The sequence below is a fragment of the Pseudomonas sp. PS01303 genome, assembly GCF_029959385.1.
Taxonomy (GTDB): domain Bacteria; phylum Pseudomonadota; class Gammaproteobacteria; order Pseudomonadales; family Pseudomonadaceae; genus Aquipseudomonas; species Aquipseudomonas rustica.
Genome location: NZ_JASCPK010000005.1, coordinates 27,591 through 41,541, shown reverse-complemented (window position 1 = coordinate 41,541; position 13,951 = coordinate 27,591). Strand labels below are relative to the sequence as shown.

The 13,951-nt window shown below is 58.4% G+C and carries 12 protein-coding genes; 10 read left to right on the top strand and 2 right to left on the bottom strand.

The genetic code is table 11. The annotated features are described in order from the left end of the window. Positions 1 to 18: 18 nt before the first annotated feature. The 3 genes from dnaJ (at position 19) to QMX93_RS03785 (ending at position 2,776) form a co-directional block, all read left to right on the top strand. The gene (gene dnaJ / locus QMX93_RS03795; protein WP_053117020.1) at positions 19 to 1,143 is read left to right on the top strand and encodes a molecular chaperone DnaJ; all 1,125 of its coding nucleotides are present in this window, start codon (positions 19 to 21) and stop codon (positions 1,141 to 1,143) included. A gap of 9 nt (positions 1,144 to 1,152) precedes the next feature. After that, positions 1,153 to 1,959 (top strand): 4-hydroxy-tetrahydrodipicolinate reductase, encoded by an 807-nt coding sequence (gene dapB, locus QMX93_RS03790; RefSeq protein ID WP_053117021.1) that lies wholly within the window; start codon positions 1,153 to 1,155, stop codon positions 1,957 to 1,959. Between the two features lie 79 nt (positions 1,960 to 2,038). Then, a complete protein-coding gene (locus tag QMX93_RS03785) occupies positions 2,039 to 2,776 on the top strand; it encodes a PmeII family type II restriction endonuclease (protein ID WP_053117022.1) in 738 nt (245 codons plus the stop codon). Positions 2,777 to 2,817: 41 nt separating this feature from the next. Here QMX93_RS03785 and QMX93_RS03780 read toward each other — a convergent pair whose 3' ends face one another. After that, a complete protein-coding gene (locus tag QMX93_RS03780; protein ID WP_282352793.1) occupies positions 2,818 to 4,233 on the bottom strand; it encodes a DNA cytosine methyltransferase in 1,416 nt (471 codons plus the stop codon). A gap of 288 nt (positions 4,234 to 4,521) precedes the next feature. Between QMX93_RS03780 and carA the strand changes: the two genes are divergently transcribed. From carA to QMX93_RS03760, 4 genes are all read left to right on the top strand, one after another. Then, positions 4,522 to 5,658, top strand: a complete 1,137-nt coding sequence (carA, locus tag QMX93_RS03775) for a glutamine-hydrolyzing carbamoyl-phosphate synthase small subunit (RefSeq protein ID WP_282352791.1) — start codon at positions 4,522 to 4,524, stop codon at positions 5,656 to 5,658. Between the two features lie 126 nt (positions 5,659 to 5,784). Then, positions 5,785 to 9,006: a carbamoyl-phosphate synthase large subunit gene (gene carB / locus QMX93_RS03770; RefSeq protein ID WP_053117025.1), complete on the top strand. Its 3,222-nt coding sequence runs from the start codon at positions 5,785 to 5,787 to the stop codon at positions 9,004 to 9,006. Positions 9,007 to 9,008: 2 nt separating this feature from the next. Further along, the gene (gene greA / locus QMX93_RS03765; protein WP_053117947.1) at positions 9,009 to 9,485 is read left to right on the top strand and encodes a transcription elongation factor GreA; all 477 of its coding nucleotides are present in this window, start codon (positions 9,009 to 9,011) and stop codon (positions 9,483 to 9,485) included. 28 nt (positions 9,486 to 9,513) lie between these two features. Beyond that, positions 9,514 to 9,918: a hypothetical protein gene (locus QMX93_RS03760; protein ID WP_053117026.1), complete on the top strand. Its 405-nt coding sequence runs from the start codon at positions 9,514 to 9,516 to the stop codon at positions 9,916 to 9,918. 9 nt (positions 9,919 to 9,927) lie between these two features. On the opposite strand, the gene QMX93_RS03755 is transcribed toward QMX93_RS03760, so the two are convergent. After that, complete coding sequence (locus QMX93_RS03755) at positions 9,928 to 10,236, bottom strand: YhbY family RNA-binding protein (protein ID WP_053117027.1); 309 nt, start codon at positions 10,234 to 10,236, stop codon at positions 9,928 to 9,930. Between the two features lie 101 nt (positions 10,237 to 10,337). Between QMX93_RS03755 and rlmE the strand changes: the two genes are divergently transcribed. From rlmE to folP, 3 genes are all read left to right on the top strand, one after another. Beyond that, positions 10,338 to 10,967: a 23S rRNA (uridine(2552)-2'-O)-methyltransferase RlmE gene (gene rlmE / locus QMX93_RS03750; protein ID WP_053117028.1), complete on the top strand. Its 630-nt coding sequence runs from the start codon at positions 10,338 to 10,340 to the stop codon at positions 10,965 to 10,967. Between the two features lie 203 nt (positions 10,968 to 11,170). Further along, a complete protein-coding gene (gene ftsH, locus QMX93_RS03745) occupies positions 11,171 to 13,078 on the top strand; it encodes an ATP-dependent zinc metalloprotease FtsH (protein ID WP_127925787.1) in 1,908 nt (635 codons plus the stop codon). Between the two features lie 8 nt (positions 13,079 to 13,086). Then, positions 13,087 to 13,938, top strand: coding sequence for a dihydropteroate synthase (gene folP, locus QMX93_RS03740; RefSeq protein ID WP_282352782.1), 852 nt, complete (start codon positions 13,087 to 13,089; stop codon positions 13,936 to 13,938). Positions 13,939 to 13,951 lie beyond the last annotated feature (13 nt).

The window sequence follows — 13,951 nt, the reverse complement described above, 5'->3', positions numbered from 1 at the left end:
CAAGAGTGCAGAAGACTTATGGCAAAGCGTGACTATTACGAAGTGTTGGGTGTTGAGCGTGGCTCAAGCGATGCAGACCTGAAGAAGGCCTATCGTCGTCTGGCGATGAAGCATCACCCGGACCGTAATCCCGATGACAAAGCGTCGGAAGAACTGTTCAAAGAGGCCAACGAGGCCTACGAAGTGCTGTCCGATTCCAGCAAGCGTGCGGCTTACGACCAGTACGGTCATGCCGGCGTCGACCCAAGCATGGGTGGCGGCGGGGCCGGTTTTGGCGGTCAGAACTTCTCTGACATCTTTGGCGATGTCTTCAGTGATTTCTTCGGTGGCGGTCGCGGCGGTGGTCGTGGCGGCGCTCAGCGTGGCAGTGATCTGCGCTACACCCTGGAGCTGAATCTGGAAGAAGCGGTGCGCGGCACGTCGGTGAATATCCGCGTTCCGACACTGGTCAACTGCAAGCCGTGCGACGGTTCGGGTGCCAAGAAAGGCTCCTCGCCATCGACGTGCCCGACCTGCGGCGGCATCGGTCAGGTGCGCATGCAGCAAGGCTTCTTCTCGGTGCAGCAAACCTGCCCGCGCTGCCATGGCCAAGGCAAGATCATTTCCGATCCGTGCGATTCCTGCCACGGTGACGGTCGCGTTGAAGAGTACAAAACCCTCTCGGTCAAGGTACCGGCCGGCGTCGACACCGGCGACCGCATTCGTCTGTCCGGCGAAGGCGAAGCGGGTACGCAGGGCGGCCCGACGGGCGACCTGTACGTGGTCATCAACGTGCGCGAGCACGACATCTTCCAGCGTGACGGCAAGCATCTGTTCTGCGAAGTGCCGATCAGCTTCGTCGACGCAGCATTGGGCGGCGAGCTGGAAATCCCGACCCTCGACGGTCGCGTCAAACTGAAAATCCCTGAAGGCACCCAGACCGGCAAGCAGTTCCGTGTGCGTGGCAAAGGTGTAGCGCCGGTGCGTGGCGGCGGTGCAGGCGATCTGATGTGCCGCGTTGCGGTCGAAACGCCGGTGAATCTGAACCGTCGTCAGCGCGAACTGCTGGAAGAATTCCGCAGCTCCCTGGCCGACGACAACAGCCATTCACCGAAAACCACCGGTTGGTTTGACGGTGTGAAGCGCTTCTTCGGCGATCTGTAAGGAGTCGGCATGCGACGTATAGCTGTGATGGGCGCTGCTGGGCGCATGGGTAAGATTCTGGTCGAAGCCGTGCAGCAGCGCGCGCCGCTGACCGGTTTGACCGCTGCCGTGGTGCGTCCGGGCAGCACGTTGATCGGCGTCGATGCCGGTGAGCTGGCTTCGCTGGGTCGTATTGGCGTGCCGTTGTCCGCTCACATCGAAGCCGTGGCTGAAGAGTTCGACGTACTGATCGACTTTACCCTGCCCGAAGTGATGCTGAAAAACCTGGCGTTCTGCCGCAAGGCAGGCAAAGCCATGGTTATCGGTACCACCGGGCTGGACGCGGCGCAGAAGCAATTGCTGGCCGATGCCGGGAAAGATATCCCGATCGTGTTTGCTGCCAACTTCAGCGTCGGGGTCAACCTGTCGCTGAAATTGCTCGAGATGACCGCGCGGGTGCTGGGCGATGAGGCTGACATCGAGATCATCGAAGCTCATCACCGGCACAAGATCGACGCGCCTTCGGGTACCGCGCTGCGCATGGGCGAAGTGATTGCCGATGCGCTGGATCGTGATCTGCAGAAGGTCGCTGTCTATGGGCGTGAAGGTCACACCGGCGCTCGTGAGCGTGAAACCATTGGTTTTGCCACGGTTCGCGGCGGTGATGTGGTCGGCGATCACACCGTGCTGTTTGCCTGTGAGGGCGAGCGTCTGGAAATTACCCACAAGGCTTCCAGCCGCATGACCTTCGCCAAGGGCGCGGTGCGTGCTGCGCTGTGGCTCGACGGTCGTGAGCCGGGCCTGTATGACATGCAGGATGTGCTCGATCTGAAGTAATTCGATCGTGAAAAAAAACAAGGCGCGTAAAGCGCCTTTGTTTTGTCTGAAGTTTCAATTTTTGAAAGGAATGCAACGGATGCAACCATTGGATCTGGCTGATGTGGCCAAGTACGTCGAAGACAATATCGGCACGTTTCATCAGAAGCGTCTCGACAGCCTGTCGCGGTTGAAGCTCAAGAGTGTGCTCAAGCGCAAGAATCCCTACATGTTCAAAGCCAAGGACATGCAGACGGCGGAGCAGATCGTTCGCGGGATTGTTGATGCGCACGTGTCTTCTAACGAGGAAACCCTGTTCGGCGATTGGCTGGAAGGGCTGGCGATCTTTATCAATGGCAAGACGTACGGAGGCTGGAAGTCAGCGGTCGCTGGTGTCGATCTTGAGTTCGACAAGGACGGGCGCCGTCATCTGGTCGCGATCAAGTCCGGGCCGAACTGGGGCAACAGCTCGCAGATCACCCAAATGCGTACCAACTTCAAAACGGCGCAGCGTACTTTGCGTACCAGCCAGTCCGGCCTGAACATCGTTGCCGTCAACGGTTGCTGCTACGGGCGTGATAACAATCCGGACAAGGGCGACTACAGCAAACTCTGCGGGCAGCGTTTCTGGGAGTTCATCTCGGGCGACCCGGATCTGTTTGTCGAGCTGATCGGGCCGCTGGGCTTTAAGGCGCACGAGCGTAATGCCCAATTCCAGGACTCGTACACGCAACTGGTCAACCAGTTCACGGAAGAATTCACCAGTGAGTTTTGCAACGCTGAGGGTGCGATCCAGTGGGATCGTCTGGTACGCCTCAACTCTTCAAGCGATGAGTGAGGCGTGAGGCTTGAGGGGGTAGACGCTCCCTCGGCGGTGAATCAGGCCAGTTCCAGGTCGAATTGGAGCTTCTTCTTCTGCTGCTCGAACACTTGCAGCCAGTCGTTGTGCGACGTGGCCTGGTAGCGCGAAAAGCGAAAATCCTGCGGCGGCGCCTGATCGGTGCCGCTGAGCAGGTCGCGAATCAACTTGCCGACCGCATGGCCGAGGCTGACCGGTACGGCGTTGCCGACCTGTTTGTATTGCTCGATCAGCGGGCCGGCCAGTTGCCAATCGTCCGGGAACTCCTGGATGCGCTTGTATTCCTGAATCGACAGCGGGCGATCCTCTTCCGGGTGCGCGAGGTCGGTGGCCGGCATGGCCGGGTGAGTGACCAGCGTCGGCGAGGGTTTTTCCCAGTGCAGGCGGCGCAGGAAACCGGTTTTGCCGCCGCCGGAGAAATACGACTTGCCGAGGGCTTCTTGCTGCAATTCCGGAGTCAGGCTGCGCCAGTTCTGTCCGGCGGTGAGCATGCGGTAGTACTTGAGGCGTTTTTCCGGGAAGTTCAGGTGCGTGTGCTGATCCAGACCGACCAGTGCGCTGCGCAGCTTGTTCCACACCGGCAGACCGTGGGAGCCGTCTTCGGAGTGGGTTGGCGTCAGGAATGGCGCTTCTTTGCCATCGCGGGAGCAGACAATGATGACCCGCTCGCGAATTTGCGGCGTGCCGAAGTTTGCCGAGTTGTACAGGTTGAACGTGCAGGTGTAGCCGGCACGTCGCAGCACGCTGATGACGAAGTTGAGCGCGCCGCCCTTCATTTCGTCGAGGGACAGATCGGGGAATTCGCTGCCGCGCTGATTGTGCGGGCGATGATCCATCGGGCACGACAACAGCCCGCGCACGTTCTCGATCACGATGAAGCGTGGGCGAATTTCCAGTGCCAGATCGATGTACTTGAGAAAGGCGTTGCCGCGATCATCATTGAACGCCTTGCGTTTGCCGGCAGTGCTGAAGGCCTGGCAGGGCGGGCCGCCGACGATCAGGTCGACGTCTTCGGCGCGCACCTGTGCGGCTTCCAGCACTTGCTCGGCGGTGCAGTCATTGATGTCACCGAGCAGCGCGGTGTTGGGGCGATTCAGGGTGATGGTCTGGCGGCAATGCTTGTTCGATTCGCAGGCCAGGCGGATATCGAAACCGGCCTTTTCCAGGCCGAGATCGAGGCCCATGGCGCCGGAGAAAAAACTCAGAGCGATAGGTTTGCGCTCGCTCGACGACGTCTGCACGGCGTAAGCAGGGTGATCTTGTGCAATCATATGTGCGGTTCGGAGCCCGTAATTTTTTAAGCTGGCGTGGTCGATGATCCAGGTATTACCGATCTTTTCGGACTGGAGATCGCCGTTGCGGCAAAGGGTTCTGACCCGTTGCGTACTGACATTCAGCAGCGTGGCGGCGTCAGCGATGCTGATGTGGGTACTCATTCAGGGTTTCTTGCTCGAAACTTGAGATGGGTACCTATTCTAGAGAGGGGTGAAGGGGTGTCAACCGTGCCATCACCGTGGTCGCGCGTCGCCATGCCTTTATAAGGCGAGTTTGTGTGTGTTTCGCCCTTCCGAAATCGAGGTCTTTCCTGTAAGCTACAGCTTTAGTGTGTCCACTAAAAGCGCGCAGAATAATTCAGTGAAGAAGCGGGGTGACGTGTCCATACGTCACTCCGCTTTTTTACAACCTGCGATTGCCCCTTCATGCTTTATTTACGGGAGGTCTTCTTGACTAAGCCAGCCATACTCGCCCTTGCTGATGGCAGCATTTTTCGCGGCGAAGCCATTGGAGCCGACGGTCAGACCGTTGGTGAGGTGGTGTTCAACACCGCAATGACCGGCTATCAGGAAATCCTTACCGATCCTTCCTACGCCCAACAAATCGTTACCCTGACTTACCCGCACATCGGCAACACCGGCACCACGCCGGAAGACGCCGAGTCCGACCGCGTCTGGTCCGCTGGCCTGGTCATTCGTGACCTGCCGCTGGTAGCGAGCAACTGGCGTAACACGATGTCCCTGTCCGATTACCTGAAAGCCAACAACGTTGTGGCAATCGCCGGTATCGACACCCGCCGCCTGACCCGCATCCTGCGTAAAAAAGGCGCACAGAACGGCTGCATCATGGCCGGCGACAACATCTCCGAAGAAGCGGCAATCGCTGCTGCGCAAGGCTTCCCGGGCCTGAAGGGCATGGATCTGGCGAAAGTCGTCAGCACCAAGAAGCAATACGAATGGCGCTCGACTGTCTGGGATCTGAAAACCGACAGCCACGCGACCATCGAAGCCTCCGAGCTGCCTTACCACGTGGTTGCCTACGACTACGGCGTCAAGGTCAACATCCTGCGCATGCTGGTCGAACGCGGCTGCCGCGTCACCGTCGTACCTGCCCAGACCCCAGCGGCCGATGTGCTGGCGCTGAAGCCGGACGGCGTGTTCCTGTCCAACGGCCCGGGTGATCCGGAGCCATGCGACTACGCGATCAAGGCGATCAAGGAAGTCCTGGAAACCGAAATTCCGGTATTCGGCATCTGCCTCGGTCACCAACTGCTGGCTCTGGCCTCCGGCGCCAAGACCCTGAAAATGGGCCATGGCCACCACGGTGCCAACCACCCGGTACAGGATCTGGACACTGGCGTTGTAATGATCACCAGCCAGAACCACGGTTTTGCGGTGGACGAAGAAACCCTGCCAGCCAACGTGCGTGCGATCCACAAATCGCTGTTCGACGGCACCCTGCAAGGCATCGAGCGCACCGACAAGAGCGCGTTCAGCTTCCAGGGTCACCCTGAAGCGAGCCCGGGCCCGAACGACGTCGCGCCACTGTTCGACCGCTTCATCAACGAGATGGCCAAGCGACGCTAAGCGTTCGCCTTGAGACTGTAGAGAGAAGCCTCTCGAGGGCGGCCCCGGCACCGGCGGCCCCCTCGGGACTTCAGAAATCGATCAAGACGGCTTGCCGACTGACCTGCGGATTTGAGTGACAAACCCATGCCAAAACGTACAGACATTAAAAGCATCCTGATTCTCGGCGCTGGCCCGATCGTTATCGGCCAGGCCTGCGAATTCGACTACTCCGGCGCCCAGGCCTGTAAAGCCCTGCGCGAAGAGGGCTACCGCGTCATCCTGGTGAACTCCAACCCGGCCACCATCATGACCGACCCGGACATGGCCGACGCGACTTACATCGAGCCGATCAAGTGGCAGACCGTTGCCAAGATCATCGAGAAAGAGCGTCCGGACGCCGTGTTGCCAACCATGGGCGGCCAGACTGCTCTGAACTGCGCCCTGGACCTGGAACGCGAAGGCATTCTGGAGAAGTTCGGCGTAGAAATGATCGGCGCCAACGCCGACACCATCGACAAGGCTGAAGACCGTTCGCGTTTCGACAAGGCGATGAAATCCATCGGCCTGGCGTGCCCGCGCTCCGGTATCGCCCACAGCATGGAAGAAGCCAACGCGGTTCTCGAAACCCTCGGCTTCCCGTGCATCATCCGTCCGTCCTTCACCATGGGCGGCACCGGTGGTGGCATCGCGTACAACCGTGAAGAGTTCGAAGAAATCTGCGCCCGCGGTCTCGACCTGTCGCCGACCAAAGAGCTGCTGATCGACGAATCGCTGATCGGCTGGAAAGAATATGAAATGGAAGTTGTCCGCGACAAAAAGGACAACTGCATCATCGTCTGCTCGATCGAAAACTTTGACCCGATGGGCGTGCACACCGGTGACTCGATCACCGTGGCTCCAGCACAAACCCTGACCGACAAGGAATACCAGATCCTGCGTAACGCCTCCCTGGCGGTACTGCGCGAGATCGGCGTCGAGACCGGCGGTTCCAACGTGCAATTCGGTATCTGCCCGGACACTGGCCGTATGGTCGTGATCGAAATGAACCCGCGCGTATCGCGTTCCTCGGCGCTGGCTTCGAAAGCCACCGGTTTCCCGATCGCCAAAGTCGCGGCCAAACTGGCTGTGGGCTACACCCTCGACGAACTGTCGAACGACATCACCGGCGGCAAAACCCCGGCGTCCTTCGAGCCGTCGATCGACTACGTCGTCACCAAGCTGCCGCGCTTCGCCTTCGAAAAATTCGCCAAGGCTGACGCGCGTCTGACCACGCAAATGAAGTCGGTTGGCGAAGTCATGGCCATCGGCCGTACCTTCCAGGAATCCCTGCAGAAAGCTCTGCGCGGTCTGGAAGTAGGCGTTTGCGGTCTGGACGAGAAGCTCGACCTGAGCAACCCGGAAAGCATGAGCGTGCTCAAGCGTGAACTGACCGTGCCGGGCGCCGAGCGCATCTGGTACGTGGCAGACGCTTTCCGCGCCGGCATGACCGTCGAAGAAATCTTCGCGATGAACATGATCGACCCTTGGTTCCTGGTACAGATCGAAGATCTGATCAAGGACGAAGAAAAGGTCAAGACTCTCGGTCTGTCCGCGATCGACCGCGACGTGATGTACAAGCTCAAGCGCAAAGGCTTCTCCGATCAGCGTCTGGCCAAGCTGCTGGGTGTGACCGAGAAGAACCTGCGGACTCACCGTCACAAGCTGGAAGTGTTCCCGGTCTACAAGCGCGTTGACACCTGCGCCGCCGAGTTCGCCACCGACACCGCTTATCTCTATTCGACTTACGAAGAAGAGTGCGAAGCCGCGCCGTCGGGTCGCGACAAGATCATGATTCTGGGCGGTGGCCCGAACCGAATCGGCCAAGGTATCGAGTTCGACTACTGCTGCGTTCACGCTGCCCTCGCACTGCGCGAAGACGGCTACGAAACCATCATGGTCAACTGCAACCCGGAAACTGTTTCCACTGACTACGACACCTCCGACCGTCTGTACTTCGAATCGGTAACCCTCGAAGACGTGCTGGAAATCTGCCGCGTCGAGAAGCCGAAAGGCGTGATCGTCCAGTACGGCGGCCAGACTCCGCTGAAACTGGCTCGCGCTCTGGAAGCCGCCGGCGTGCCAATTATCGGCACCAGCCCGGACGCGATCGACCGTGCCGAAGACCGTGAGCGTTTCCAGCAAATGGTTGAGCGCCTGAACCTGCGTCAGCCGCCAAACGCCACTGTGCGCAGCGAAGACGAAGCAATTCGTGCCGCCAGCAAGATCGGTTATCCGTTGGTCGTACGCCCATCCTATGTACTGGGTGGCCGCGCGATGGAAATCGTTTACGAAGAAGAAGAGCTCAAGCGCTACCTGCGTGATGCGGTGAAAGTGTCCAACGACAGCCCGGTGCTGCTCGACCACTTCCTCAACTGCGCCATCGAAATGGACGTGGACGCGGTCTGCGACGGCAAAGACGTTGTCATCGGCGCAATCATGCAGCACATCGAACAGGCTGGCGTTCACTCCGGTGACTCCGCGTGCTCGCTGCCGCCGTACTCGTTGCCTGCGCACATCCAGGACGAGATGCGCGAACAGGTCAAGAAAATGGCCCTGGAGCTGGGCGTTGTCGGCCTGATGAACGTACAGTTGGCGCTGCAAGGCGAAGACATCTACGTCATCGAAGTCAACCCGCGTGCTTCCCGTACCGTACCGTTCGTATCGAAGTGCATCGGTGTCTCCCTGGCGATGATCGCTGCCCGCGTGATGGCTGGTAAGACCCTGAAAGAAATCGGCTTCACCAAAGAAATCATCCCGAACTTCTACAGCGTGAAAGAGGCGGTCTTCCCGTTCGCCAAATTCCCTGGCGTTGACCCGATCCTCGGCCCAGAAATGAAGTCGACCGGTGAAGTGATGGGCGTTGGTGACACCTTCGGTGAAGCATTCGCCAAAGCCCAGATGGGCGCGAGCGAAGTGCTGCCGACCGGCGGTACTGCGTTCATCAGCGTACGTGACGACGACAAGCCATTGGTTGCAGGCGTGGCCCGTGATCTGATCAACTTGGGCTTCGAAGTGGTTGCCACTGCCGGTACTGCCAAGCTGATCGAAGCCGCAGGTCTGAAAGTGCGCCGTGTGAACAAGGTGACCGAGGGTCGTCCGCACGTGGTCGACATGATCAAGAATGACGAAGTCACGCTGATCATCAACACTACCGAAGGTCGTCAGTCGATCGCTGATTCGTACTCCATTCGTCGTAATGCCTTGCAGCACAAGATCTACTGCACCACTACCATTGCTGCTGGCGAAGCTATCTGTGAAGCGCTGAAGTTCGGTCCGGAAAAGACCGTGCGCCGCTTGCAAGATCTACACGCAGGATTGAAGGCATGAGCATAACCAAATACCCAATGACTGTTCAGGGCGCCAAAGCCCTGGAAGAAGAACACACTCACCTGACCAAGGTCGTCCGTCCGAAGCTCAGCCAGGACATCGGCACGGCTCGCGAGCTGGGTGACTTGAAGGAAAACGCTGAATACCATGCCGCGCGCGAACAGCAAGGCATGGTCGAGGCGCGGATTCGTGACATCGAAGGCCGGATTCAGAATCAGGTCATCATTGATGTCACGTCGATCCCGCACACTGGCAAAGTGATTTTCGGCACGACCGTGGAAATTGCCAACGTCGAGACGGATGAGCGCGTTACTTACCACATCGTGGGTGAGGACGAGGCTGACTTCAAACTCGGCAAGATTTCCGTCGGTTCGCCACTGGCCCGAGCCTTGATTGCTAAGGAAGAGGGTGATGTGGTGGCGGTTAAAACGCCTGGTGGCGTGATCGAGTACGAGATTGTCGAAGTCCGTCACATCTGAAAAAGGGCGCCCGCTGCACGCGGGCGCCATGCTTTGGCAGCTGACTCAGATGTTATGGGTCGGCGGTCTATGGCTTATTCATCTCGGTTTGCAGCCGGCACTGGGCAAAATTGGCCTGGCGCCGCTGCTGATCGATGAAGTAGCCGCTGCATTTGAAGTGCTGGTGGTGGGATTCGCTGCCGCTTGCGTGATATTTCAGGCTTTGGTGCTGGTTCAGGCCGAAGGCCTTGCCAGTCTATGGCGGGATTTTCGCGGGCAGGTGCTGCTGATGGCGTTGTACGCGTGCGCGATGTTTGTCGCGGTGCGTGTCGGCTGGCCAGAGGCGCAGCGCTGGCAGGAATTCAGTTTTCTGATTCTGGGCTTTTCCGGTTTGATACTGGTAATGCAACCGGTGCCGGGGTGGAGTGTCAGGGTGCGCGAAGCACACCCTTGACCCCTGTCATCACTTGAAGCGATGAACGTTCGACAGCTGCTTGTTGGCGCTGAAGTTCTTGCGATACACCAGTGCCATCTTGCCGATGACCTGTACCAGATCCGCTTTGCCGACCTTGCACAGCTCTGCGATTTGCGCCAGGCGCGCTTCGCGATCAAGGATGGTGAGCTTGATCTTGATCAGCTCGTGATCCGCCAATGCACGTTCAAATTCGGCTAACACACCTTCGGTCAAACCATTGTCGGCTACCGTCAAAACGGGTTTCAGATGGTGGCCAATGGATTTGTACTGTTTCTTCTGCTCTTGAGTGAGCGGCATAATCTGACCCTTTCGTCTGGATTCTGTAAAATGGCGGCCATTTTACCCGAGGGCTCGTGGATCCGCCCAATTAATCACGACCCTAATTATCGAGGTGCCCAATGGCGCGTTCCAAGACAAGCCTTGGTTGGCTGAAAAGACATGTTAATGACCCGTATGTGAAGCAGGCCCAGAAGGATGGCTACCGCTCGCGTGCGAGTTACAAGCTTCTGGAAGTCCAGGAGAAGTACAAGCTGATCCGTCCCGGCATGAGCGTTGTCGACCTGGGCGCAGCGCCCGGCGGCTGGTCGCAGGTCACCAGCCGGTTGATCGGCGGTCAGGGGCGTCTGATCGCCTCGGACATTCTGGAAATGGACAGCATTCCGGACGTGACTTTCATTCAAGGTGACTTCACCGAGGATGCAGTGCTCGCACAGATCCTTGAGGCGGTAGGTAATTCGCAGGTGGACCTTGTGATTTCCGATATGGCCCCCAATATGAGTGGTACGCCCGAAGTGGACATGCCCAAAGCCATGTTTCTTTGTGAACTGGCGCTAGACTTGGCGGAGCGAATCCTCAAGCCGGGCGGTAATTTTGTAATCAAGATTTTTCAGGGTGAGGGGTTCGATACCTACCTGAAGGATGCTCGCAAGAAGTTCGACAAGATCCAGATGATCAAGCCGGACTCTTCTCGAGGCACCTCCCGCGAGCAATACATGCTGGCTTGGGGCTACCGCGGACGTAGTGAGTAAAACGGAGTTTTTTTGGCGGGGTGATAGGTTTTTCGTATTTCGCCCCGAGCGCATTAGCGAATATTGTGTAGAAAGTGTTTCACAAAGGGTTACAGACGGCGCCTGCCAGAGCCGTAGGTAATGTAGTAAGTTAGGCCGGTGAATATCATGCGAAGCGCGCGCCAGTAGCGGAGCTTGCTTCAGAGGGTAGTTAATTGAACGATATGGCAAAGAATCTGATCCTTTGGTTGATCATCGCGGCTGTCCTGGTGACAGTGATGAACAACTTCTCCAGCCCTAACGAGCCGCAGACCCTCAACTATTCCGACTTCATCCAGCAGGTCAAGGATGGCAAGGTCGAACGCGTAGCGGTTGATGGCTATGTGATTACCGGCAAACGCAACGATGGCGACAGCTTCAAGACCATTCGTCCGGCGATTCAGGACAATGGCCTGATCGGCGATCTGGTCGACAACCACGTTGTGGTTGAAGGCAAGCAGCCTGAACAGCAAAGCATCTGGACCCAGCTTCTGGTGGCCAGCTTCCCGATCCTGGTGATCATCGCGGTGTTCATGTTCTTCATGCGCCAGATGCAGGGCGGTGCCGGCGGCAAGGGCGGGCCGATGAGCTTCGGCAAGAGCAAGGCGCGCCTGCTCTCCGAAGATCAGGTAAAAACCACGTTGGCTGACGTTGCCGGTTGCGACGAAGCCAAGGAAGAAGTGGGCGAGCTGGTTGAATTCCTCCGTGATCCGGGCAAGTTCCAGCGCCTGGGCGGTCGTATTCCTCGCGGTGTGCTGATGGTCGGTCCTCCGGGTACCGGTAAAACCTTGCTGGCCAAGGCGATTGCCGGCGAAGCCAAAGTGCCGTTCTTCACCATTTCCGGTTCTGACTTCGTCGAGATGTTCGTCGGTGTCGGTGCCAGCCGTGTGCGTGACATGTTCGAGCAGGCGAAGAAACACGCGCCTTGCATCATCTTTATCGACGAAATCGACGCCGTCGGCCGCCATCGTGGCGCCGGCATGGGTGGCGGTCACGATGAGCGTGAGCAGACTCTCAACCAGTTGCTGGTTGAGATGGACGGCTTCGAAATGAACGACGGCATTATTGTTATCGCTGCAACCAACCGTCCTGACGTACTCGACCCTGCGCTGCTGCGTCCGGGCCGTTTCGACCGTCAGGTTGTGGTCGGTCTGCCGGATATCCGTGGTCGCGAGCAAATCCTCAAAGTACACATGCGCAAAGTGCCAATGGGTGACGACGTCGCTCCGGCCGTGATCGCACGTGGTACTCCGGGCTTCTCCGGTGCTGACCTGGCTAACCTGGTCAACGAAGCGTCGCTGTTCGCTGCACGTAGCGGCAAGCGCATCGTCGAGATGAAAGAATTCGAACTGGCCAAAGACAAGATCATGATGGGCGCCGAGCGCAAATCGATGGTCATGTCCGAGAAAGAAAAGCAGAACACTGCTTATCACGAAGCTGGCCACGCCATTGTGGGTCGCGTCGTGCCTGAGCATGATCCGGTCTACAAGGTGTCGATCATCCCGCGCGGTCGTGCGCTGGGTGTGACCATGTTCCTGCCGGAAGAAGATCGCTACAGCCTGTCCAAGCGCGCACTGATCAGTCAGATCTGCTCGCTGTACGGCGGCCGTATTGCTGAAGAAATGACCCTGGGCTTCGACGGTGTTACCACCGGTGCTTCCAACGACATCATGCGTGCCAGCCAGATTGCACGGAACATGGTGACGAAATGGGGCCTGTCGGAAAAACTCGGTCCGCTGATGTACGCCGAAGAAGAGGGCGAAGTGTTCCTCGGTCGCGGCGGTGGTGGTCAGGCTGCCAGCTTCTCCGGTGAGACTGCCAAGCTGATTGACTCCGAAGTGCGCAGCATCATTGATCAATGCTACGGCACGGCCAAGCAGATCCTCACGGACAACCGTGACAAGCTCGACGCCATGGCTGACGCTTTGATGAAGTACGAAACGATCGATGCTGAACAGATCGACGACATCATGGCCGGTCGCACACCTCGCGAACCTCGCGACTGGTCGGGTGGCACGGGTACACCGCCGCCTCCGGTTGTTCAGGATGAGCGTCCGGAAACACCGATTGGCGGTCCGGCTGCTGACGTTTAAGGTTTGAAATGACTTTTGCACAGTCCCTGACCCGGTTGCCTTGCGGCAACCGGGTTCTTGATTTGGCCCATACGCATGTCATGGGCATTCTCAATGTCACTCCCGATTCCTTTTCCGATGGCGGCCGATACAGCCAGCTCGACGCGGCCCTGCGCCACGCCGAAGCTATGGTCGCCGCTGGTGCGACGTTGATCGATGTTGGTGGCGAGTCGACTCGCCCCGGCGCGCGTGCGGTTTCCCCTCTCGAAGAGCTTGAACGCGTCGCGCCAATCGTCGAGCTGATCAATCGCGAACTTGATGTAGTTATTTCGGTTGATACCTCGACGCCTGCCGTGATGCGCGAAACGGCGCGGCTCGGTGCTGGTCTGATTAACGATGTCCGTTCATTGCAGCGTGATGGTGCACTGGATGCAGCAGCGGCAACTGGTTTGCCGGTGTGCCTGATGCATATGCTGGGTGAGCCTGGCGATATGCAGGACAATCCGCATTATCAGGATGTCACTCGGGAAGTCGGTGAGTTTCTCGCTGAGCGCATGACGCAATGTGCGGCTGCCGGTATTCCTGCCGAGCGAATCATCCTCGACCCGGGGTTTGGCTTCGCCAAAACCCTGCAGCACAATCTAAGCTTGTTCAAGCACATGGAAGCCCTGCATGCGTTGGGCCGGCCGCTGCTGGTGGGCGTTTCTCGTAAAAGCATGATTGGTCATGCCTTGAATCGTCCTGTAGGTGAACGACTTTTTGGTGGCCTGGCGCTGGCAGCGCTGGCTTCTGTCAAAGGTGCGCGTATATTGCGCGTCCATGATGTGGCGGAGACGGTAGACGTGGTTCGGATGATCGCGGCCGTGGAATCAGCTGAATAAGAATGATGGAGCG